Source organism: Paenibacillus oryzae (assembly GCF_001675045.1).
In the GTDB taxonomy this organism is placed as follows: domain Bacteria; phylum Bacillota; class Bacilli; order Paenibacillales; family Paenibacillaceae; genus Pristimantibacillus; species Pristimantibacillus oryzae.
In genome coordinates this window covers 692-23,554 of the sequence record NZ_LYPA01000059.1, presented here as the reverse complement: position 1 = coordinate 23,554, position 22,863 = coordinate 692, and the positions used below count along the sequence as shown (strand labels likewise).

22 protein-coding genes are annotated in these 22,863 nt (G+C 46.1%); 7 read left to right on the top strand and 15 right to left on the bottom strand.

Annotation, left to right across the window (positions count from 1 at the left end):
• Positions 1-11: 11 nt before the first annotated feature.
• From serA to A7K91_RS13130, 12 genes are all read right to left on the bottom strand, one after another.
• Positions 12-1,607, bottom strand: a complete 1,596-nt coding sequence (gene serA / locus A7K91_RS13185) for a phosphoglycerate dehydrogenase (protein WP_068683427.1) — start codon at positions 1,605-1,607, stop codon at positions 12-14.
• A gap of 22 nt (positions 1,608-1,629) precedes the next feature.
• Entirely contained in the window at positions 1,630-2,313 is a 684-nt protein-coding gene (locus A7K91_RS13180; RefSeq protein ID WP_068683425.1) for an MOSC domain-containing protein, read from the bottom strand.
• A 326-nt stretch (positions 2,314-2,639) separates the two neighbouring features.
• Positions 2,640-3,911, bottom strand: a complete 1,272-nt coding sequence (locus A7K91_RS13175; protein ID WP_068683423.1) for a TraB/GumN family protein — start codon at positions 3,909-3,911, stop codon at positions 2,640-2,642.
• A 38-nt stretch (positions 3,912-3,949) separates the two neighbouring features.
• The gene (locus tag A7K91_RS13170; RefSeq protein ID WP_068683421.1) at positions 3,950-4,588 is read right to left on the bottom strand and encodes an ABC-2 transporter permease; all 639 of its coding nucleotides are present in this window, start codon (positions 4,586-4,588) and stop codon (positions 3,950-3,952) included.
• 1 nt (position 4,589) lies between these two features.
• Positions 4,590-5,453: an ABC transporter ATP-binding protein gene (locus A7K91_RS13165; RefSeq protein WP_068683419.1), complete on the bottom strand. Its 864-nt coding sequence runs from the start codon at positions 5,451-5,453 to the stop codon at positions 4,590-4,592.
• 2 nt (positions 5,454-5,455) lie between these two features.
• Positions 5,456-5,830 (bottom strand): GntR family transcriptional regulator, encoded by a 375-nt coding sequence (locus A7K91_RS13160; RefSeq protein ID WP_068683416.1) that lies wholly within the window; start codon positions 5,828-5,830, stop codon positions 5,456-5,458.
• A gap of 153 nt (positions 5,831-5,983) precedes the next feature.
• A complete protein-coding gene (locus tag A7K91_RS13155) occupies positions 5,984-6,973 on the bottom strand; it encodes a tRNA dihydrouridine synthase (RefSeq protein WP_068683507.1) in 990 nt (329 codons plus the stop codon).
• A gap of 224 nt (positions 6,974-7,197) precedes the next feature.
• Positions 7,198-10,692 carry an S-layer homology domain-containing protein gene (locus tag A7K91_RS13150; protein ID WP_068683414.1) on the bottom strand — a complete coding sequence of 1,165 codons (3,495 nt, stop codon included), beginning with the start codon at positions 10,690-10,692 and terminating at the stop codon, positions 7,198-7,200.
• A gap of 75 nt (positions 10,693-10,767) precedes the next feature.
• Positions 10,768-11,811: an ABC transporter substrate-binding protein gene (locus tag A7K91_RS13145; protein ID WP_068683412.1), complete on the bottom strand. Its 1,044-nt coding sequence runs from the start codon at positions 11,809-11,811 to the stop codon at positions 10,768-10,770.
• Positions 11,812-11,932: 121 nt separating this feature from the next.
• On the bottom strand, positions 11,933-13,519 hold the full coding sequence (locus A7K91_RS13140) for a helix-turn-helix domain-containing protein (RefSeq protein ID WP_156739533.1): 1,587 nt from the start codon (positions 13,517-13,519) through the stop codon (positions 11,933-11,935).
• A 112-nt stretch (positions 13,520-13,631) separates the two neighbouring features.
• The gene (hisD, locus tag A7K91_RS13135) at positions 13,632-14,945 is read right to left on the bottom strand and encodes a histidinol dehydrogenase (protein ID WP_068683408.1); all 1,314 of its coding nucleotides are present in this window, start codon (positions 14,943-14,945) and stop codon (positions 13,632-13,634) included.
• Positions 14,946-15,292: 347 nt separating this feature from the next.
• Positions 15,293-16,189 carry a LysR family transcriptional regulator gene (locus A7K91_RS13130; RefSeq protein ID WP_068683406.1) on the bottom strand — a complete coding sequence of 299 codons (897 nt, stop codon included), beginning with the start codon at positions 16,187-16,189 and terminating at the stop codon, positions 15,293-15,295.
• A gap of 139 nt (positions 16,190-16,328) precedes the next feature.
• On the opposite strand from A7K91_RS13130, the gene A7K91_RS13125 reads away from it, so the two are divergent.
• Positions 16,329-17,207, top strand: a complete 879-nt coding sequence (locus tag A7K91_RS13125) for an alpha/beta hydrolase fold domain-containing protein (protein WP_068683404.1) — start codon at positions 16,329-16,331, stop codon at positions 17,205-17,207.
• A 5-nt stretch (positions 17,208-17,212) separates the two neighbouring features.
• Here the strand turns inward: A7K91_RS13125 and A7K91_RS13120 are convergent, their stop codons facing one another.
• Together A7K91_RS13120 and A7K91_RS13115 are read right to left on the bottom strand one after the other, a co-directional pair.
• Positions 17,213-17,611 carry an ankyrin repeat domain-containing protein gene (locus tag A7K91_RS13120; protein ID WP_068683402.1) on the bottom strand — a complete coding sequence of 133 codons (399 nt, stop codon included), beginning with the start codon at positions 17,609-17,611 and terminating at the stop codon, positions 17,213-17,215.
• A gap of 21 nt (positions 17,612-17,632) precedes the next feature.
• Positions 17,633-18,487: an ankyrin repeat domain-containing protein gene (locus A7K91_RS13115; RefSeq protein ID WP_082967449.1), complete on the bottom strand. Its 855-nt coding sequence runs from the start codon at positions 18,485-18,487 to the stop codon at positions 17,633-17,635.
• A gap of 172 nt (positions 18,488-18,659) precedes the next feature.
• Here A7K91_RS13115 and A7K91_RS13110 point away from each other — a divergent pair, with 172 nt between their 5' ends.
• From A7K91_RS13110 to A7K91_RS13090, 5 genes are all read left to right on the top strand, one after another.
• Positions 18,660-19,130, top strand: a complete 471-nt coding sequence (locus tag A7K91_RS13110) for a DinB family protein (RefSeq protein ID WP_068683400.1) — start codon at positions 18,660-18,662, stop codon at positions 19,128-19,130.
• 372 nt (positions 19,131-19,502) lie between these two features.
• The gene (locus tag A7K91_RS13105; protein WP_068683398.1) at positions 19,503-19,919 is read left to right on the top strand and encodes a MerR family transcriptional regulator; all 417 of its coding nucleotides are present in this window, start codon (positions 19,503-19,505) and stop codon (positions 19,917-19,919) included.
• Entirely contained in the window at positions 19,919-20,422 is a 504-nt protein-coding gene (locus tag A7K91_RS13100; RefSeq protein WP_068683396.1) for a hypothetical protein, read from the top strand. Before A7K91_RS13105 ends, A7K91_RS13100 begins: the two co-directional genes overlap by 1 nt.
• A gap of 16 nt (positions 20,423-20,438) precedes the next feature.
• Positions 20,439-21,023, top strand: coding sequence for an ATP-dependent Clp endopeptidase proteolytic subunit ClpP (clpP, locus tag A7K91_RS13095; protein ID WP_068683394.1), 585 nt, complete (start codon positions 20,439-20,441; stop codon positions 21,021-21,023).
• A gap of 10 nt (positions 21,024-21,033) precedes the next feature.
• Entirely contained in the window at positions 21,034-21,591 is a 558-nt protein-coding gene (locus tag A7K91_RS13090) for a hypothetical protein (protein ID WP_068683504.1), read from the top strand.
• On the opposite strand, the gene A7K91_RS13085 is transcribed toward A7K91_RS13090, so the two are convergent.
• Positions 21,592-21,984, bottom strand: coding sequence for a winged helix-turn-helix transcriptional regulator (locus A7K91_RS13085; RefSeq protein ID WP_068683392.1), 393 nt, complete (start codon positions 21,982-21,984; stop codon positions 21,592-21,594).
• Between the two features lie 189 nt (positions 21,985-22,173).
• Here A7K91_RS13085 and A7K91_RS13080 point away from each other — a divergent pair, with 189 nt between their 5' ends.
• Positions 22,174-22,707 carry an NAD(P)H-dependent oxidoreductase gene (locus A7K91_RS13080; RefSeq protein WP_068683390.1) on the top strand — a complete coding sequence of 178 codons (534 nt, stop codon included), beginning with the start codon at positions 22,174-22,176 and terminating at the stop codon, positions 22,705-22,707.
• Positions 22,708-22,863 lie beyond the last annotated feature (156 nt).

Sequence of the window (22,863 nt, the reverse complement as noted above, 5' to 3'; positions counted from 1 at the left end):
CCTTCCGCCCCTTATTCGGCAAAAGAAATTTCTCGCACTCGCTTGATTTCAGGCATAGCAAGCAGAGCTTCCATCGTATGCTCCGGCGTTTTTTTGTCGATTTTCAGAATCATGACTGCCGAGCCGCCAACCTCGTTTCGTCCCACCTGCATTGTAGCAATATTAATGCCGCTGCCTCCAAGCAATGTGCCGACGCGGCCAATAATGCCGGGTTTATCCTGCTGTGAAATGATCAAAACGTAACCTTCAGGCAAAAGCTCCACCGGGTAAGGACCAATCCGGACAAGCCGTCCGCCAACGCCTGGCACATATGATCCTGTCACCCATCTCTCCTCAACGGTTGTTTTTAATACAAGCGTAACCTCGCTGGAGGCTGTTCCGGAAAACATGGATTTGCTCACGGAAAGCTGAATATCGCGAAGCTTCGCCAGATGCATAGCATTAACCACATTAACTTGCCCTGCGCCGAGATGGTGGGAAAGCACTCCCTTCAGCACATACGGGAAAAGAATGGAAGTGTCCAGCTCCGCAAGCTCTCCTGCACTTTCTATTCTGACTTCTCTGACCGCACCGTCCGTCATCTGGGCAAGCGATTTGCCAAGCTGCTGACATAAAGCAAACCAGGGCTGCAGCCGGTTAAACAGCTCGGATGGAACAAGCGGCATATTTACCGCGTTTTTAAAGGGCTCCTGCCGCAGGATATGGATCACCTGCTCAGAGACATCAATAGCGACATTTTCCTGCGCCTCCAGGGTGGATGCGCCCAAATGCGGGGTAACGATGATTTGGGGATGATTCAGGAACGGATGCTCCGGCGGCGGAGGCTCCTGTTCAAATACATCAAAGGCGGCGCCTGCAAGAATTCCTTTATCTAGCGCCTCAAGGAGCGCCGTCTCGTCGATAATCCCCCCGCGCGCACAATTAATAATTCGCATGCCCCGTTTCATAACATCAAATTGCGGCTTCGCAAGCATATGACGGGTTTCCTCCGTCAACGGCGTATGCACGGTTATAAAATCAGCAGTTCGTACAATCGTATCTACATCCGTCAGCCTGATCCCCAGCTTGTTTGCTCTTTCCTCCAGCAAAAAGGGATCATACCCGATAACCTTCATGCCAAACGCCGCTGCGCGTTTCGCCACCTCGATTCCGATACGGCCAAGTCCAAGCACGCCCAGCGTCTTGTTGCGCAATTCAACGCCGAGAAAAGCTTTTCGGTCCCATTGTCCGCCTGCCGTTTTGGCATAGGCTTGCGGAATATGCCGGGCCAGAGCCATCATCATCGCAAAGGCATGCTCACATGTTGTAACGGTATTGCCGTCAGGCGCATTAACCACAATAATGCCCCAGCTTGTTGCGGCATCTAAATCAATATTATCGACGCCAACGCCTGCCCGGCCCACAACCTGCAAGCGAACGCCCGCTTCCAGCAGTGCCCTCGTCACTTTTGTTTGCGAGCGGACAAGCAGCGCATCATAGGCCGGTATTATAGCAACAAGCTCCTCCTCGCTTAAGCCTGTTGCCTTGGTAACCTCCACATCCTCAGCGTCCATCAATTGCTGCAATCCAAAATCGCTGATCGGGTCTGACACCAAAATGTTAAACATGGACTTCCCCTCCTCTTAAACTTCACCTGTTGCCTGTTAATCTCTCACTGGAATCCGTTCCGATTCCCTTCAATCGTTTTTGAAAGGTTTGCTTCCAATTAGAGGACAGCTCCTCCACCCGGAGAATGCGCTCCATCCCCTCGATGTTTTCCTTTTCATGATGCATAATGCGATTGGCATACGAAATAGTTACTTTCCGGGGATGGCGATGCAATAAAGCTAATTTATCGTTTCTGGAAACAAGCCCCTCTGCCAATACGCGGAAATAAAATCCGGTAAAGCCGGTTTCCTGCACCTTCAGAAGCATTTCCGGCACGCCATACCTGATGGTCAGCTTGTAGCAGGGCTGCCTCGGCTGACTAATCTGAACGATTGCTTGGCCAAGCTCAAAAACATCCCCGATGCAAACCTCCGTTTCCAGCAGCCCCTTTGTTGTCAGGTTTTCGCCCAAGGCTCCATACTCTAGAGGCCTTTTTAACTCCTTTTCCCAAAAGGGATAATGCTCGAAGGGATAGACACATACAGCCTTGTCCCTTCCGCCATGGTGAACCAGATCCCCTTGCCCGTCGCCTTCAAAATTAAGAAAAGACAACAATAACGGTTCATCAGTAGCCGTTTTGAATATCCCTGTGGAAACATCCTTTTGGCGAAATTGAACCTGCTTGGGCAAACCTACATTTAATGAGAGAAGCTCAACTTGCCCCATCTGCCTGCACCCTCTCAGCGATTTTGTTCGATCAGTTGGTTAATAAGGTAAGTATAGCAACAGATGGATTGGTTATATCCATCCAATGAACTTGAATTAGAGCAGTCCAATTCATACTAATAGACTGACATGCAATCAAATCAAGCCGAAGGCTCCTCCAAAGCCTCCCGCAGCGGTCGCAAAAACCTGTCGTTTTGCTTTTTGCTTCCCACGGATACCCGACAAAAAAAAGCGCCAGTTATCCATCCATGCTTCAAAGCATGAACAAACAACTGGCGCTTAAAAGAGAGAGCGCAGCCTTCACGAAAGGTTTAATGCGCTGAGAACTACAAGCGAGTAACGGTGTAACCTTTTTCCTTCAGTCTGGTTACAATTCCGTCCTCCCCTACCATATGAGCGGCTCCTACAACAACAAAGTAAGTCTCCTTGCTTTTATCCTCCAGATAGCCTTCAATTTTTTCAAGCATTCCCACATTCCGGTCTTTAATAATGGCTTGATAATATTCCGGGATGGCTTTCATAGCCTCCACCATCTCAACAAGGGCAGCTTCATCTCCATCAAGCCATATATTCGCCATTGACTCGATACTGCTATCGGGCTGATGAAAGGCCTCAATGGTCTCCTTAATCAAGGAAGACATAAGCTCATCAGAGAAATTATTTAACATCTCATATTGAAGCTCTAATGACTCCAGCTCCAGAATAGACTTGCCGGCAGCGAACGCCTTTTGCAGGAAATACATATCAATGCCAAGAGCGCCTCCGTAACCGTCTTGTGCGGAATTGAGGTTAAGCAGCTGCATATAGGTTACCCATGCCTTCAAGGAATCCCATTCTGCTGTTAACGCTCCACTTTCCTCGAACAGACTTTTAAGCTGCGTATAGGTTTCGGGATCAATATGATCAGCCAACGTTGTATTGTCGTTATACCACATATACTTATCTTCAATATCCGCTGCTCTTTGCTCACTCATTGGGACCGTAATATTTATTTCAACCACCAGATGTTCGGAATTGGCATACGCTGCATTCAGTTCCGGGTGCATCGGGTACATCTCTTCATTGCCATGATGGATAGAGCCAAGCAAATACAACTCCGAGCCGTCCTTTTCTACCTTCCAGAAAAACCCCTTGCTGTCCTGCGGTTCAAGAGCCACGGCACGATTTGCGGCATCCCAGCCTACGCGGTAACCGGCATTTTCAGCCAGGAAGCGAAGCGGTGCATACAAAATGCCGTCCACGATTTTTGGAGCAACATTCAGCAGATAATTTTCGCCATTTGCCATAGCTTGCTTTTGACCACGCTTCAGTTCAAAAGAAAGCTCGCCTTTCGACGCATATAGAGTAGAGGTTGCCGCGTCCCAGCTCAGTTCATATTCCAGTCCTTCCAAAAAAGCTTTAGCCGGAATCAATGTCGTTGCCTGTTCAATATAGGGCTGGCCCTCATTAAAGGTAATTTTTTCGTCTCCAAGCGCAAGATGCACCTTAGATGCGCTAGCCTGCGCTGGCGCGCCACCTATCGACAATACAAACAACAAAATAAAGCTGAAAAGCAACACCGTAATTTTTTTCATTTCAATTTTTATTCCTACATTCATTTCAAGCCTCAATCCTTTCAGAGTATCATTATGATTATTCAAAATTCCTTGTTTCGATGAATTCGTACAGACAGGAAATAGGATAAAACAAACATAATTAACGCTATCGCTACGGAGACATACTCGACGATAGCTGAGCCTTTAAATTGAATCGTATGGTCGGACAAAAACAAGATATACCAGACCAGTACCCGCAAACCATACGAAAATCCGGCTGCAATAAACAGCAAGGTTTCGCTTTTTTCAGCACCCAGCAACAAGATTAGCGGATATACAAGGGCAATCGTTGAAAAGGATAGCTGCAGGCCATAGCCGTAGCCCGATATAATCATATCAAAATCGAACTCGCCCCCCAAAAAATGAAGCGCCAATGTAATCAGGCTTGTCGCAAAGCCCATTAAAATCAATAATAGAAAAGAAAGATATTTAGCGCTGATAATGGCTCTTCTTGTAACCGGCAAAGTAATTTCAAGCTTATTCCATTTAGAAGCTTCATCCATCTTTAGCGATGTGCCCAGATTGGAAGCAAAAACAAAGACCTGAATAGCAATAATGATAGGAATATAGGAAGAGTCCTCTAGAAACAACGAGACGGCTGCTAACGCCAAAGCGATAGTGAGCGACAGCCTGATATTTCCTTGCGTAGAATAGATGTTGTTTACCAGCAAACCTTTCATTTTATTGCTCCCCCTTTATAAGCAAAAGCATGATTTCATCAATGCTTCCCATATCTACAACAACCCCGCCGTATTTGCGTTCAAAAGCCTTCCTGTCCTCGACCAGCACGTCGATTTGGTAGTCCCTCTTTTTATAGGCCAGCATATCCTCGCGGTCAATGATCTGAAACTGTTCGGCCTTGCAGCGGGCAATGCCATAATCATAAATGAGGGCATCTTTTTTCTCCGTCAACAGGATCTTCCCTTGATGAATAAAGGTGATATAGTCCGCAATTTTCTCCAAATCGCTAGTGATGTGGGAAGACATAAGAATAGAGTGATTTTCATCTTCGACAAACTCCAGAAATACGCCTAAAATTTCATCTCTCACGATAGGATCCAGGCCGGAGGTAGCTTCATCCAGAATCAGAAGCTGAGGCCGGTGGGACAGAGCTACGGCAAGCGCCAGCTTCATTTTCATCCCCCGCGAATATTGTTTGATTTTTTTGCCCATATCCAGCTTAAATCGTTCTACGGTTTCTACAAAAAACGGCTGATCCCATTTCTTGTATATGCTAGCCATCACCTTAGAAAGCTTGAGCGGCGTCAATACCTCGGGGAAGTTGGCAGCATCAAACACCACGCCAATTTGCTCGCGAATATCCGTATCCTTGTCGTCCATTTCACGGCCAAATAGTTTTACGGTGCCGCTATCCTTTTTAATCGTATTTAAAACAGCATTCATTGTTGTCGTTTTTCCAGCTCCATTTTCGCCAACAAAGCCCATAATCGTTCCGCGAGGAATGGAGAACGAAACATTGTCCAGACGAAAATTGGAGTTGGGGTAGGTTTTGGTCAAATGATCAATTTCCAGGCTATAGGTCATAGCTATCCCTCCGTATAAAATATGGTTAGCAATTCGATCACTTTAGGCAATGGAATACCGCCGGTTCGAGCTGTTTCGGCTGCCAGATTCAAATACTCTTCAACCTTTTTTTGAAGCTCCTCTTGAATAAAATCTCTATTTTTTGCCGCTACAAAGCTGCCCCGTCCAACCGTTGTTTCGATAAATCCATCCCGCTGCAAATCCTCATAAGCCTTCTGTACCGTAATGACACTGACATGGATAGATTTGGCCAGCGAGCGCATAGATGGGATCGGATCACCCGTCTGCAGCTCTCCATTCATAATCATGGCTTTAATTTGCGAGGTGATTTGCTCATAAATGGGCTTGCTTGTGTTGCTGCTGATTATTATCTCCACATAAATCACCTCATTCGACTTTAGTGTACTTATTGTATAAGTACACTATGATACATTCAAGGCGTTTTGTCAATGAAAAAAAGAGAGGCTCATCGCCCCTCTCGTCATTATTTTCACTTTTGCTGTTGATTCATACCACTAACGCCATTCAGCTTATTTGTCGTTTTCCTCTACCCCGTCATTCATGCTGCTCTGAAACTCGTCCAGCAAAACATGCGCTTCTGCTGTTGTTTTGAGGCTCATCAGGCTGTTACGAAGCTCGCTTGCCCCTCGGAATCCGCGAACATATATTTTAAAGAAACGGGCTAGAGCGCTAAACGAACGCCGTACCTCCTCCGAATAGTGATCGTGGAGCTCCAGATGCAGGCGCAGCAGGTCCAGCAGCTCCTCGCTGCTATGCTCCTTGGCTTCCTTCTCAAAGGCAAACGGATTCTGGAAAATGCCGCGTCCAATCATAATACCTTCTATCCCATATTGCTCCGCAAGCTTGATGCCGGTTTGACGGTCGGGGATATCGCCGTTAATGGTCAGCAACGTATGGGGCGCTATTTCATCACGAAGCTTCTTGATCTCCGGAATGAGCTCCCAATGCGCATTTACTTTGCTCATTTCCTCCCTCGTCCGCAAATGAATGGACAAATTGACGATATCCTGCTGCAGGATATGGGTCAGCCAGTTGCGCCATTCCTCTACGTGAGTGAAACCCAATCTTGTTTTTACACTGACAGGCAGTCCGCCGGCCTTGGCCGCCTGGATAATATCCGCAGCGATGGCGGGACGGCAAATCAGCCCGCTTCCCTTTCCGTTTTCCGCTACATTCGGCACCGGACAACCCATGTTGATGTCAATGCCCTTAAAGCCTTCCTTTGCCATGCCGATGCTCATCTCGCGAAAATACTCCGGCTTGTCTCCCCATATATGAGCCACGATAGGCTGTTCATCAGGAGTAAAGGTCAAGCGCCCGCGCACGCTTATGTGCCCCTCCGGGTGACAGTAGCTTTCAGTATTCACAAACTCGGTGAAAAACACATCCGGCCGGCCGGCCTTACTAACGACATGACGAAACACAACATCCGTGACATCCTCCATCGGCGCCAATACAAAAAACGGCTTTGGCAAATCACGCCAAAAGTTTTCCTTCATCATTGAAATCCCCTCTATGCGAATCAGAACACGTCATTGTTCCGAAAATAATTAATCATCACATTATAGAGTATATCATAAGCCTGAAAGCAGCATACTCAAGTGCATTTGATCTGCCATTAAAATCAGCTCGAACAGCCCTCTTCCAACCCAATAAAAAATCGCCCTGTCCCTTCGAGAAAAGAAGAGACAAGGCCATTGATTATCACCGTATAATGAATGCGCTAAATCAAATCTGATTTTTGCAGTAGCCGCTTAACGATCACAGCTACCTCGGCTCTCGTTATATAGTCTTTCGGAGCGAGAATTGTTCCGTCTTTCCCCGTTACGATGCCAGTTTGTATACTGTCAGCAATGCCGCTCTGCGCCCAAGTGGATGCTTTAGCCGCATCTGTATACGGACTTAATATCTTGTCGATAGATTGACCTTCAGGATTCGCGTTTAATCCAGTGATCTTCATCGCTTTAGCGATAATGACCATGGCTTCTTCGCGGGTAATCCCGGCATTCGGACGGAAGCTGCCATCCTTGAAGCCGTTGATCAAATGATACGAATACGCGGTATTAATTGCGCCGTTATACCAGTCAGAAGCTTTTACGTCCGTGAAAGGAGCAGCTTCGTTTTCCGGCTTTAGCCCCAATCCGCGAACAAGAATAGATACAAATTCAGCGCGAGTGATATCCGACTCTGGATGGAATGAACCGTCCCCTTTGCCGTCGATAACCATTCGCGAGCCCATATCATTGACAGCTTCTTTAGCCCAATGGTTGGCAGCATCGCTGAACTCTATTGGATGCCATATGATCAGGTATGGACTATTGGTCAAGCTATTTACTTTTGCGTAATTTTTCCCATCAATTTCAACAATTTTGGTAGGCACATGACGAACGGAGCCGTCCGCTTCGGCAACAACGCCTGTTGTGATCTTCTTGGGATCAATTTCGCTCGGAATTGCAATTGTTCGTTCAACATAAACGTTGAACTTCGATACAATAATCGTTTTTCCTTCGTATATCGCTTTAACCCTAAATTCAATCGGCGGAGCTACAATGGTAAAGCTGCCCTTATCCGCTGCATTTTGCACTACTTTTATCTCGTCCGCAGCCGGTTCGGCAATTTCAATCTGCACCTTTATATCCTTCAGGGCAATCGACGTACCAATCTGGTCGGAGATAGAACCGATGTTGATTTGTTGTGCGGGTATCGTGTACGCCGCCAGATTCGTTCTCACTTCCAGAACCGCTTGCCTATTTTCCATGTTTTGAATCATTTGCCCGTTCAGCTCGCCTACGACGATATCGTAATCGGCTTTCACCGGAATGATGACAGTTGCGCCCGAGCCTTCCGCGGAGAGCTTGTCCTCCAGCTTTTTCTGGTCGATCGTTACTGTAAGTACGGTTTGCCCATTAACTGTAGATGTTGTTGCTGTCCCCGCGCTCTCCGCTTTACCATTAACAAGCACATCCACGCTTGTTGTAGTGAAGATTGGATTTGAAAAAATCGGTTGTGACGGGACGTTTACTTGGGTCACGGCCGCTGTTAATGCACTTTCCGCTGCCGCCCCCGTAGTTGCTCCTGTCTTCGCGATCGGCGTGACCTCGAAGCTCATGTATTTTCCAAAATCAGCCGCCTGCAAGGTATAGGCAGTCGATGTCGCTTCCGGGATGGCCGTCTTGCCCGCTCCAAGCGCATCATCGGACCGGTACCACTTAAATAGACTCAGGCCTTCCTCATCCGAGTTCACATCGTAATAGGTGTAGCTTCCGGTTAAGGCTGAGCCAACCTGAGCTGTTCCCGTAATGCTGACATTAAGTGCTTGCGGTGCGGCTTGCCCGATAATGATGCCGGACGTGCTTCCCACGTTGTTAAGGGTCAGATCGGCTTGCAGGCCGTCCCCATCTTTACCAATTAAGGAGCCTCCGTTGGGAAGCAAGGCGCTTCCTATCGTAATGGCATTGGCACCCAGGTCAGAAGCCTTTACTACATATTTAAATGTCAGGATTTTAGTGCGCGTACCTCCGGCATAAATGGCATCTACCGTGTTGCTTCCGATCATAACCGGCAAAATGGCAGGACTTATACGCGCCCGCACCACTTCGGAGAAATGAACCTTAAAGAGTAATTCATCTCCCTCATCATACGTTTTTGCCGCAGGCATCTCGACCAATGTGATCGTTGGAGTTGCAGCATTTAGCAACACTTGGACAAACTGGGTATAGGTAACGTTCGCCTCGCTGGCATTGCCTCCGTAATCAACAATTGATCCATTTGTGCTGTCAAGCTGTCCTACTGCGTCAATGATGACATCCTTATCCGTATCTTGAACGGTGTAACGGAATACGAGATCGGTTGGCTCCAGGCCCGGAACATCAGGCACATACACAGCCTGAGCTACGGAGCGGCCGCCAGACATTAACGACAAGCTTGGAGCGCCGCTAACCTTTACGGGCTCCGTGAAGCGAGCTCTGTACTCGAGACTTTCTCCTGTAACGTAATTCTGATTGATCGGATTTTTATAGAAATGCTGTACTTTAGGGAGGACGGCATCAACCCGCACATCAGCAAGCGCAAGCTTGTGAACGATGGTTGGCATTGGCGTCAGCCCGTTGGAGTCGTTGATGCTTCCGCCGTTTAATTGAATGGCGTTGCCGACTCTTATACCGTTCAAAGCTTCATTCCCGCTTTGAACAATATACTGGAAGACAACCTTGTTCCCGGTTACTTCCGCAACCTTTGCCTGGTGTTCTGTCGGTGTTTCTGTTGTCCCGAAGAACAAAGGGAGATATGGTTCTTCAGTTACGGTCACGTCCGCTGGATACAGGAATGCGAAATTCAAAACATCGCCTTCTTTATAATAGCCGTCAGCAGGGATCTCCGTTACGAACGCATCTCCACCAGCGCTTATTTGTACGCCGGAAAGATGGGTAGCCGTTCCATTCGGAAATACGAGGTTGATCAAATTATGTGCGGCATCTTCAATGACGCCTCCGTACATCTTTACTTCATTGTCGATAGTAATCCCGTCGAGGTCTTCAAGCCCGGCTTCGACCGTATATTGAAAGCCAATCTGATTCGCCCCGATAGACGCATAAACTGCCGCTTCTGCGCGTACTTCCGTTCCGCCGATATTGAGACTGAGATATGGCTTGCCATACCTGGTGTTGACGATGATATTTTCAGAAAATTCGACAGTGAATAAAAGCGATTCGCCCGCCGTATACGTTTTATCAGGAGGATAACTGACGGAAACGATACTCGGAATAACGGTATCTATTTTTATGCTGGTATCAAGCACCGTGGCGCCGCCTGGACCATAGCCGTTGCCTAGATCAGCATCCTCCGCTGTTGTACTATTCGTTATGGACGCGCCATTTAACTGAATGGGGCCTGCTACTTGAATGCCGTCCGCATCATTATCGCCCGGTTGAACCGTGTAAGAAAATTGCAAATACTTCGACGGGCCAGACACATAAACATAAGCTGCTTCCCTCATCATCCCGCCAATATCAAGGTTTAGGCTGGGCGTTCCGCCCGTCACGTTCACATTTTCAGAAAAGACCACAGTAAAGTTAAGCACTTCTCCGGCTTTATACGTTTTGACCAAGGGCAAGTTAAGCCCCGTAGTCGTTGGTGAAGCTGCACTTGCCAGAATACCGCCAAACGATGTCATAAAAAGCAAAAGCACAAGCAATGATGCGGTCATCTTTTTCAGCGCCATGATGTGGCCTCCTAAGTATTCTCGTAATTTTATCCAGAATATATCATTAATCTATAGTAGTAAATAGAAATTTACTTACAACTTCGATTCCTCTGGAATGAGACAGCTTAGAATATAATCAATCAACTTGGCGTATCCGACCGGGCCTTCTCCGCCGACAAAGTCACGTGTGTCCAACGGAAATACATGCTCCGCCTGAACAGCCTTTAAATTTTTCCATATACTGGAGTCCATTAATTCCTTGGTTGCTTCATCTCCATTAAACTCGGCAGCCAGCCGATTTTCAATAAAGATATAATCCGGATTAAGCTCTGGTAAAATCTCCAACGATATAGGAGTAAACCATGCCTCTTCCTTCGCCAATTTATCAGGAATGGTCAAGCCTAGCTGATGATAGAACAGCACGCTGCTTCCCATTTTGGCCACTTGACCCAATACGCGATAATTGTTTGGTTCCGCCCGCAATACCAGCACGGTGCTATCTCCAATCGCTTTATCCAGAGCACTTTTGGCCTCTTCCGCCTTGCTGTCAAATGCGGCCTTTACGACCTCGTATTCGGCCTGTTTATCAAATAATTGCGCTAATACCGGCATCGCTTCTTCCATCGAGGGACCGGAATTAATAGCAACAGTCGGAGCAACCTTTGATATTTGCTCATAGACATTTTCCTCCATACCGGCGCCCATCGTCAGAATCATATCGGGAGCAAGCGATAGAAGCAGTTCAAAATTTTCTTCATACTGCGGGTAGTCAATAAACTCTATCCCATTCGTTTTAAAATAATCCATTCGATACTCCGGCTCTACGCTCGCCACACCAGCTACCATTGCAGGCTTTATCCCCATGGAAATCAAATATTCGGTATAACGGGTCCCAATAACCAGCAGCTTTTCAGGCTCCTGCGGAATTGTTACTTCTCCAAACATGTCTGTATACGTACGTGTCTGAGCGTTCGTATTTTCCTGATTCCCCTCTATGTTGGAGCTGTCCTCCACATTTTCTCCAGGCAATTGCTGATTGGATTCCTCATTTGTCGCATTTGCTGAACAGGCTGCCAAAACAACCATAAGCGCTAATACTAAAAATAACCCCATCTGTTGCAGCCATTTGTTTGACATGCTTCAATCTCCCCTTAAGTCGGCTCTTTTTGAGAATGTTTCTCACTGATAAATCGTATCAAATTCTTGTTTCGCTCTCTATAGGGGATAGTGCTATATTTTCAGGACATTTGTGCTGTCATCATTTACTTAATGCCGCTACAATTTGTTCCATAACAAGCGGATAACCGTATGGCCCGCAGCCAATCCACAAGCTTGTATCAATCCGACAAACACGATTGTTTCTAACCGCGGGAAGCTGGCTCCAGCAGGGATGATTCATAAGCGACTCCCTCATTAAGGCCGTATCGTTCCCCTCCATCACCCGATCTTCCAAAATAATATAATCAGGATCAATGGCGGGCAACATCTCTATGTCTAATGGATTAAACCAATATTGCCCCCGATTTAATAACGCGGGAATCGTTAAGCCCAATTCCCGATAAAGCATACGCGAGAGGCCAAGCGAATGCGCGCCAAGATACCGGTAACCGCCGAATTCAATTCGCAAGACCATAACCGTGCGGCGATTTTGAATAATCGGCTTTAATTTTTCACGCGCCTGAGCGTCCGCTTCCTGCAAATAACGATATATTTTTGCGGCCTCACTCTCTTTTTTGAACATTGCCGCCAATTGCGCAATAGCCGGCAGCAAGTCGCGCGACAAGCCGGATAGCATAGGAGATATCGACATCAGAGCTCTCCTGGCTTCCCCGTGAAGCGTTTGACCTACTATAAGCTGAGGTTTGGCTTCAGCAATAGCATCCAGATCAAGAGCAAACTGCGAGGTCGGAATCATTTGTACGCGATATTCCTCTAATAAAGAACGCTGATGCGGCGGGAGCAGCATCGGAACCGTTACAACAGAGCTCGGAACAATACCTAGCATTAACAATATTTCAACATATAACGGAGCCAGCGCGCATATTTGCCGATGAGCGGCAACGGTAACATATTGTTTGGGAGAAACTCCCTCCATCTGTTTAAATCTGCGGCTAAAGTATGCGGAGTCCTCAAACCCCACTTGTTTGGCTATATCATGCATATGACCTTCATGTTGAATCAGCCGCTCTTTTGCGCGATAAATGCGATACCGATTCAAATATTCGAGAGGAGCATAATCCGTTAGCTCTTTAAACTTGCGTGAAAAATGCCATGGACTAAGGCCCGCCACCTTCGCGAGTTCCTTCCGTGTCATTGGCTTATAGTAATTTTGCTCCAGGTATTTAATGGATCGCACTATCGCTTTTTCCGTCGTCTGAGTGTCCCATTCAACAGGCTTGTACAATACATCAAGGATCGTATACAGAATGTGATGATGACGCACCTCTTTCTCTACATTAGCGTCATCACCGAGCATACGGAGCGCCTGCAATTGATCTTTTATATGGCGCCCGTCAATTGTTCCTGTAAGGAACTCGCGATTGAACGGCGGCTGCCAGCGGCTTTGGGCCAGTTGGCTGTCCAGCCTATTCGCCTGCAGCTCAAAATAACGAAATTGTATAACCCAGCCTTCCAGCCCATACGTCTGTGTGCGATCCGGTTCAAGCCATGTCCATGCCGGTATTCCGACCACCATGCCTGGCCGCAATAAAACCTCCTGGTCATTCAGTTGCCAGACCGCTTGTCCGCCCGTAATATAGAACAACGAATTCTCTTCAAGTCCAACACGGTCAACCGCATAATCTATATAATCATCCAGCTTTTGATAGCTATGCCAACGAAACATAACCTGCTCTCCAGATGCTTTTTCTTCGTACAAAGCTGTCACCCCGCACCTTCACGCTCATAGTATCGTCATCATAGCATAAATCCCTTTCCATCTGGCTTCCCGATAAAACTTATACCAGCCTTATATCTGCCGCTTTTACATGGCCGGGCAATTGCTCGTAGCTCCCCATCTCTTTAATAATCGGGTATATTTCCTGCAAAGCCTCCTTGCTCAGCCTGCCGATTGTTGAATATTTCACCATATCTTTAGCCGTCACGCCCGAAAAAGCCCTTGCAAAATGGTTAGTTGGCAGCACTGCGGTAATCCCGATTCCATAATTAGCAGCAGAAAACGGAGTAAATTCCCCAACAAGTATTTCACCTGCATGGGTTACTCCGCTTAACGCGAGAGCCTCCGTTTCTTTATCGCATACAACCATTAAATGCTCCGGCGCAAACCAATTAATAAAAGCAATAGCTTCGTCCAGGTCTGCTGCAACAACGATGGCTCCCTTTCCGTTTGCGCCAAAAACATGGTTCAGATATTGCTTCCGCTTATCCTCCATCTCGTCTATGCAAGTCCAAAGCAAAGCCTCTACCTGGCCGGCAAGCTGTTTAGAGGTTGTAACCAGAAGAGAAGATGAATCGGGCCCATGCTCCCCTTCATTGATTAAGTCATAAGCTATTTTTAACGGATCGGCCGTTTCATCTGCAAAAATGGCACATTCGGTTGGACCGATGCCCAATACGCTCTTTTTGCCATAGGTCATGGCTACACTCATGGCTGCCGCAATTCCTCCTGGCCCTGGCCCGTAAATCCCGTCAACCTCAGGAATGGAAGCCGTGCCTTGTGCAAAGCCTGCAATAACGGACACCCCGTTGCCCATCACAAAATAATCCGCTCCCGCCAGCTTTGCCGCCGCTACTGTCCCCGGATCGCCAAGCCCATTTTTTAACGGAGGCATCCCGACGACGATTTTTTTAACGCCTGCCGTTTTTGCCGCCACAACCAGCATGATTGCTGTCGAAATTAACGGCCCTTTCCTTGCCGGTATCCATATCCCTACCGAGTCCAATGGAACGACCTTTTCGCCGATTATCGTTCCAGGTCTGATTTGCTTTTCCCACGATTCCGGCAGAATAGCTAAATTAGCATCTCGCACATTGGCAATGGCTTGTTCCATAGCTGAGCGCAATGTTGGCGACAACGAGACTACGCAGTCTTCAATATAATCATTGGAAAGAACCAGCTCATCCAAATCAACTTCATCATGCTTCCTTGTCAGACTTCTTATTCCTTCATCCCCACGGCTGGCCACTTCATCAAAAATGGCTAAAACTCCATTAAGCACAGCTCTGTCAAAAAGCGTTTTATGTGTTTTGAAGCGATCCTCGAGCATTTCCTTTTGTTCTGGGGCCTTGAAAATAATACTAAGATTTTTCATCCCTTTAACCTCCCAAATTGTATTAGTTCTGTGAAAAACAAAAAAGAGCCATACAGGATAAAAAATACCTGCATGACTCTTATGCTTCAAGTCCGCAGGTAAAACGCCAATAAGCGCTTGTACCTACGGAAAACATTCCGTATTACAAACGCCTAACTGTGATGATGGCTATAGGATTTTATTAACGCATACATATACCGGTTCATTTAAAATATCCTCCTCAACCATGCTTGGACCTATTATAAAGATTACGCTGCTATTTGTAAATACTTACCTATATGTTCATGTGGCTATTACGACCAGCATGGAGTTTTGGAGCAATCATGCGGACACCGACTGTGACTGCCTTATCCATTAAACAGCTCTAATATTCGGGCTGTAAACTCATCCGCTAACCTTGTTGCCGAATCTTTTTTTCTGGTGATTCGTCCCAAAATTACAGCCTCTGTATGATACTGCTGCAATGGAATAACCGCCAGCTGCTCCCGATACTCTGGAGGCAAGGAATGAACAATAAAGTCGGGACCAATCGTTGCCGCATTTCCTCTAACAACCATTTGATACAGGGCTTCCATATTGTTGGTTGAAAGCGCGATACGGTTTGAAGGATGCCGCGAAATCAAATGCTGAGCAATACGTTCAATATCCTCATCCTTGTAAAGGGCAAATACTTCATTAATTAAATCTTCTGCCGAAATGGCATGCAACGCGCTAAGCGTTGAATTTTTATTAACAATTAATACCGCCTTGCCTTGAATTAAAGGCATCCATTCCAATGAGGCATCCCGTTGCTGTTTGGCACTGTAAGTAATCAGCCCCATACTTGCGTATCCTTCGTTAACATGATTAATAACTGACTGGGTATCGCCCTCCAGCATTTGAACATTAAGGGACGGATATTTCTTTGAAAGCTCGATAGTCGCCTGCACGACTTGCGGAACCATTCCCGGAATTGTAGAAATGATAAAAGGCTCTGAATAGCCCTCCTTCAGTTGGGAAAGCTCTTGTTTCATTACATCCAGACTTTTGAGAATAGACGCTGCATGCTGAAGAACGAGCTGCCCCTCCTTCGTTGCCGCTATCCCTTTTTTTGTCCGATTAAAAATAACGGTATCCAGTTCTTCCTCAAGCTGCCGTATCGATTGACTAATCGCAGGCACCGTCATTTGATGCACGCTAGCCGCCTTCGTAAAGGAACCGAAACCCGCAGCCGTAATCAAATAATGCAGCTGTGTCATATTCATAAAATCATATCCTTAAATAAATATTTATAATACTAAATTTTATTTAAATATATTTTATCATAATTATTTGATAGTATACACGTATAAAGGGAAAGTCTAGGAAGACAATATTCTTCTCTACATTAAGGGGTGTATAAAGATGAGGAGTTGGCAAAGCTTTCTTGTCGAATGGTTATTGAAAATACTAAAAAAGCAGGTTGATCCAGCTGCCTATCTGGAGAAAAAAAGGATAGAGCACCAGCACCCTTATAAATTGCCTGAAAAGCTGCAACGAAAATACAACATAATGAAAATAACGACTTATGATATCGATACCTACATGCTGAAATCTTCCTCGCAGCCGGAGGAAAGACAAATCCTGTTTTTGCCTGGCGGAGGGTATATTGAGCAGCCCTTGTTATGGCACTGGCGTTTTTTATACCAGCTTTCCCAAAAGCTTAATGGAACCATAACCGTTCCCATCTATCCAAAAGCTCCAAATCATACCTATAAGGAAAGCTTTGAGAAAGTGCTTCCTATCTACAAGCAGCTATTAACAAAAACATCGCCCGAAAACATTGTTATTATGGGCGACTCGGCAGGCGGCGGTTTATCGCTAGCCTTGTCTCAATTATTGCTGGAGGAAGGGATTCCGCAGCCAGGAAACATCGTCCTTCTTTCCCCTTGGCTGGATATTGCCTTAAATCATCCAGAGATAGCGGCTATGGACAAAAAAGAGCCTATGCTGGATTTGAAGCTTCTGATTGAAGCAGGCAAAGCTTATGCCGGAGATACACCAAGAACCCATTATCTGGTAAGTCCAATCAACGGACCTTTGCGCGGACTAGGAAAAATCACATTATTTATAGGCACCCATGAAATTTTCCTGCCGGATGCCCGCAAATTCAAAGCGCGAGCAAAGATGGAAAGGGTTAACATCAACTATTTTGAATACCCAAAAATGAACCATGTGTTTCCTGTTTTCCCTATTCCGGAAGCCAAACGCGCGATGAAGCAAATCATTGATATCCTGAGTTAATTTAATTAAGCAAGCATATCTCTCAACAAAGTCACGATAGACGCCGCTTCCTCGCCGCCTGCTTCAGCGTGGCGGAGCAGAGGGATGCCATGCGGGCCAAGCGAATGAACGAGGTCAGGATTATCTGCAAGCAGCGCTTGCACCAGCTGCAGCTTCCCTAGCATGGCCGCCGCAAACAAGTCAATGCGAGCGCCCTTTTTGAGCAAATATTCCGCAATATCCTTTCGGCCCATATGCGCCGCAGCGCCAAGCGCGGTTTCCCAATCGCCGCCTCCCCAGTCCCAGGCTGCATTCAATAGCCCGGGCTCTTGCTCAAGCAGAGCCTTTACAGCCTCCAGGTCTCCATGGCCTTTTCCAACAAACTCCTGTACAAGCTCCGGCGCAATCGCCGCTTGGTTGCTCATTGTCAACTCTCCTCTATTCATTTATTGCAGCATAGCTGCGGATGTTGGATGTTCTCTTAGGATTGCCAGATCGTAAGGCGTTTTGCCTTGTTCTGTAACGATTCTTTTGTCTGCTCCCGCTTCCAGTAAAAGCCCAATTATCGTATCACGGCCAAAATAAGCGGCTACATGCAGCGGCGTAAATCCTCGCCGCCATTCTCCCTCGCATTTAACGGTTATATCGGCTCCCCGCTCCAGCAGCAGCTTGACGACGTGGGCATGGTTGCCGGCTATCGCCGCATGAATCGCCATATTGTTCAAATTGCCGTCCCGGCCTCTCTGATTAATATCCGCGCCATACTCCAGCAGCAGCTTTACCGTATCTTCATTGCCAAAATGTGCGGCAAGCCCGAGTGCTGTAAAACCATCTGCATTCCAAGTTGCGGCTAGCTCAGGAGAGTCGCCAAGCACTTGTCTAATTCTGTCTGTATCGCCAATTGCCGCAGCTTCAAACAGATTCAACTCCGCCCCGCGGCTGAGCAGCAGCTCCTTAATCTCTTGCGAACGGTAATAAGCAGCCATAAGCATAGCGGATTCTCCGCGCTGGTTCGATGCATTTACAAGTGAAGCATCCTGCGAAATCAGCCTTGAAACCTGCTCGATATTATTTTGCTTAACGGCGTCAATCATCTGATTACGAAGCAGCTGAACGTTGTCGGCAAGAATTCTGGCCTTCTGCAGCAGCTCCTGTGAGGACTGAATCCCAGCTTGAAGCAAATAGGATACCGCTCTGGAGCGATTGGATTCCAGGCCCGATTCCACCAGCAAATCTACTGCCTTTAACGAAATATCATCTAATCGTATGGATAGAACAACGCTTTGTTTTTTTTGTGGCATACCTTTTATCCTGTCAATTTGTAATTTATATTACAAAATTACAATATCACTTTTTGCATAAAATGACAAGACGGTAATTCCTGAAGGAGATTTTGTTATTTCTCTCGGATTTTACTATATAATTGAATAAAACAAACAAGCGACACTGCTAAACCATGTTAGGAGCGATGCCATGATAACTCTATTTCGGTATAACTGGATGGTAAGAGATGAATGGTTTGAACTATGCAGTACCATTTCACAAGAAGAATTGCTGCGTAAACGCGTCGGGGGAGCAGGCAGTATCCTCTACACGCTGTTTCATATTATGGATGTGGAGTATAGCTGGATTCGCGGCATACAAGGCAAGCCTGATATCCCGGTAACATTTGAGGACTATCAGTCACTTCAGCAGGTGAAGGAGCTTTCAGATTTTTGGAGAAATGAAATGCTGGTCTTTCTTGAAGCATGGACAAGCAAATGTGAAGATGAGGCTGTTTCCGTTGCATGGAGCGATGGAGTGTATACCAAAGGAGAAATTTTACGCCATGTGATAGCTCATGAAATACATCATATAGGGCAGTTATCCATATGGATAAGAGAGCTGGGGCTGCAGCCCGTTTCGGCAAATGTCATCGGCAGACCCCTTCGACATGACGGCTGAATCACAGGAAAATAAACTTCAGCTCGCCTATGCTTGGGAGGGTAACGAGTACTCCTGCACCTATGTCAAAAGTAAATGAAGACAGCGGCTAATCGGCTAATAAGATAGACAATCTATTTTGCTCTCATGTTAATGAGTACAGGGCTGTCCAAAAAGTCTAATACGGTGAATAATGATTCAGCAAAACCGGTTCTTACCAAAAAAGGGTATCTTGGAAGCTCAAACCTCCTCCGGTCCTCTCTGCTGAATACCTATTCGTTCCGCTTGACTTTTTGGGCGGCTCTTTTTTTGACAATTAAACAATGTTACAGTAAACTGTAACAAAGACACTTTAGTGTAACATAAACAGTTAAATGTCATTGGAGGTGTACCATGAATAGCTATACCGCTAAACAAATAGCTGAAATTCTTCAACAGGATGAACCGCGCATGAATTTGCGGACGGTCAGGTATTACACACAAATTGGTCTGGTACCGCCCCTTGAATTGGCGGGCAACAAAAGAGTTTACACAGACACCCACATCCATTATTTTCGCGCAATCATTACATTGTCCAGAACCGGGGAGACTTTGGCTTCCATCCAGGAAACCTTAAAAAAGCTGTCCTTGGAGGACATTCAAAAAATAAGCCAGCAATTAACCTGGTACGAAGCTAGCCGCATTATTGAAAATGAAACGCTAAAAATAACGGATGATATCCTTATAACGATTAGTCCTCGAATATCCGCGGAGTTAAAGCAGAGGGTTATAGAATCCGTATCTCAGGTGCTAAAGGAGGAAAACCAATAATGCTTGACCTAAAGCTAGCCAAGTCCAGGATGGAAAACGAAGAAGGAATGAATCATTTATGGATTCAGCTATTTCGAGATGAAAAAATAGCCGAAAAATCAGAAATCCAGATCCGATTACCTGAAGGGATATACCGCTCCCCTAACCTTAATGGCTATGTTGAAAACGCGAGAGAGCATATTGTTATTGATGGCTTCGACCGGGATGTTATCATAGAACTCTTTACCCAAGAAGCCGTTCCATGTGGTGAAAGGTCAATAGAAGTTAGCTTATTGACGGCTGGAACTACGATAAGCAAGGAAATTTCGATACCAATTGTCCTAGAGGATGATATGGATAGGGTGGAGATTGACGAGCAAGTAGTGGAACGAGTCAAAGAGTTAAGCAATGCGGGGCCAGCGTTCGATATGGAAACAACTATGGTCAACATTTCACCAAGGATTTTGAAAAAAAGCGAAAATGAATATTCGTATTTAGAAAAGAAATATCGCATTGACTACTGATGAAGGGGATATGACCATGAATCTGATTCCTTATGTTGTCGAACAAACCGCCAAAGGTGAAAGATCCTACGATATTTACTCCAGACTCCTGCAAGACCGCATCTTGTTTGTGTCGGGAGAAATTACCGATGATACGGCCAATATCGTCATCGCGCAGCTTCTATACCTGGATGCTATGGACTCGGAAAAGGACATTAACATGTACATCAACTCGCCGGGGGGCTCCATTACAGCCGGAATGGGAATCTACGATGCTATGCATTTGGTAAGAGCCGATGTATCGACATTATGTGTTGGAATAGCGGCTTCAATGGGGGCTTTTTTACTGGCAAACGGCGCTAAAGGTAAACGCCTTGCACTTCCCAACAGCGAAATCATGATTCACCAGCCGCTTGGCGGCGCCCGCGGACAAGCAACCGATATTGAAATAAGCGCCAAACGAATTATTTCATTGCGGGATAAACTAAACAAAATATTGTCTGAACAAACAGGCCAGCCGCTTGAGAAGATTGAAAAAGATACCGACCGGGACAACTTTATGGATGCCCATGAAGCCACGACCTACGGTCTGATAGACAAGGTGATATATGTGGCGCAATAAGACGGCATTTATGAGCAATAGACCAACAAGGCGATTAAAAGCGGGCGTGTTAGCGCTATTGCCGCTATCGTTATTTCTCATGATCCTTATTGTATCCGGCTGCTCCGATAAAGCTGAGCTTTCGTTTAGCGGCGATGAGCGCAAGGCTGCTGATATCATTGAAGCCAGGGGCTACAGCATCATTTCAGCAGCAGGCCAGTCAGAAAGCTATGAGCTAAGTAAGGAGAAGCTTAATCAGCCGCCCTATATGACTATTTGGTCTGTACAAGAGACGGAGCCAGATCCCTATATCGGGAAAACCATAGCTTCTTATAGCTTTGTGGTGTCGGGTCATCCCTTAGAGCAAATGTATGCCGCCTCCGCAGATCACAGCTCGGAGTATGAGATTCATATTAACGTTTTGTTGTCTGATGGAGAAGTGATTGCCGGTTACTCCTACCCGGTCAAAAAAGATAATGCGGCATTAATGGGCGGCGTTTACTCTCTGGATGGCAAGACTCAGGAGGAACTGACTGGATTAAGCTATAGCGAATGGTTTGCGCAGTGGAAGAACAAATATAGTGAATAATTACTCAGCAAAACCGGTACCTCCCGGAAACGACTGTCCCGTTGACGTATCCTCCAGCAAGACAATATCTTCTCCTCGCTGTTGTCTGATTTGAATGTTCTCTTTTCCCCAAGAGCACATAACGTCAACGATTTTATTGGCTGTAACGCCATATTCCGTGAGGCTATATTCAACTTTTGGCGGCATCTGCTGATATACATATCTGCTTACAAGCCCATCCTTCTCAAGCTCGCGAAGCTGCTGAATTAGTACCTTTTGGGAAATGCCCCGAATATTCCGCTGTAATTCGCTTGTTCTCTTTACGCCCGACATTAACGAGCATATGATTAATGCTTTCCATTTTCCCCCGATGATTTCAAGTGTTGCCTCTATGCCCAAATGATATTGTTTCATAGATGTACACCCCATTTTTACTGATCTTATAATGCCGAACCGAGAAAGTATTGTGTCATATCTTTCCTTTCGGGTCTAGTACACACTTTGAAGTAACCACCTTACTTCATTGTGTGTATTTTCATTTATTTAAACATCCAGCATAATGAGGATACTCAAAATAATTGGTCTGAGAGGGGAGATTTTATAATGAAAACACTGGTTATTTTGGCACATCCCAACCTTGAGGCTTCCAGGGTAAACAAGCGGTGGAAAAAAGAACTGCTGCAGCACCCAAACGATATTGCCATTCACGAAATTTACAAGGAGTATCCGGAGTGGAAAATTGATGTTTCTAGAGAGCAAACCCTGTTAGAGGCCTATAATCATGTTGTCTTTCAATTCCCGTTTTATTGGTACAGCTATCCGCCACTTCTGAAAAAGTGGTTCGATGATGTTTTTGCTTACGGATGGGCATATGGATCAAAAGGTGACAAGCTTAAAGGAAAAAAGCTAGGGCTTGCCATGTCCATCGGCGATAAAAAAGAAAATTATTTGCCAGAGGGCTCCGTTTCTTTTACCGTTGATGAATTGATTACACCTTTTAAAGCCAGCGCAAGACATGTAGGCGCGAAGGCACTGCCCTATTTTGCTGTCTTTGGCGCTTCATTCCAAGCTAGCGACGAGGCGATCAATCAAAGCGCTAAAGAATATATCCGCTATATCTTTAGGCATGCTATATAAGTTGAACAAAAGAAAAGTAGCGACAGGCCAGAGTGTGAGGGGTTCTGGAGAAGCGGAGCGTTCGCTTGTGTTCCCGGATTTCACCATTTGAACCTATCATTCAGGGAAATCTGGGAACAACTGCGATCGGAAGAACTTTTCACACGCCGGCCTACA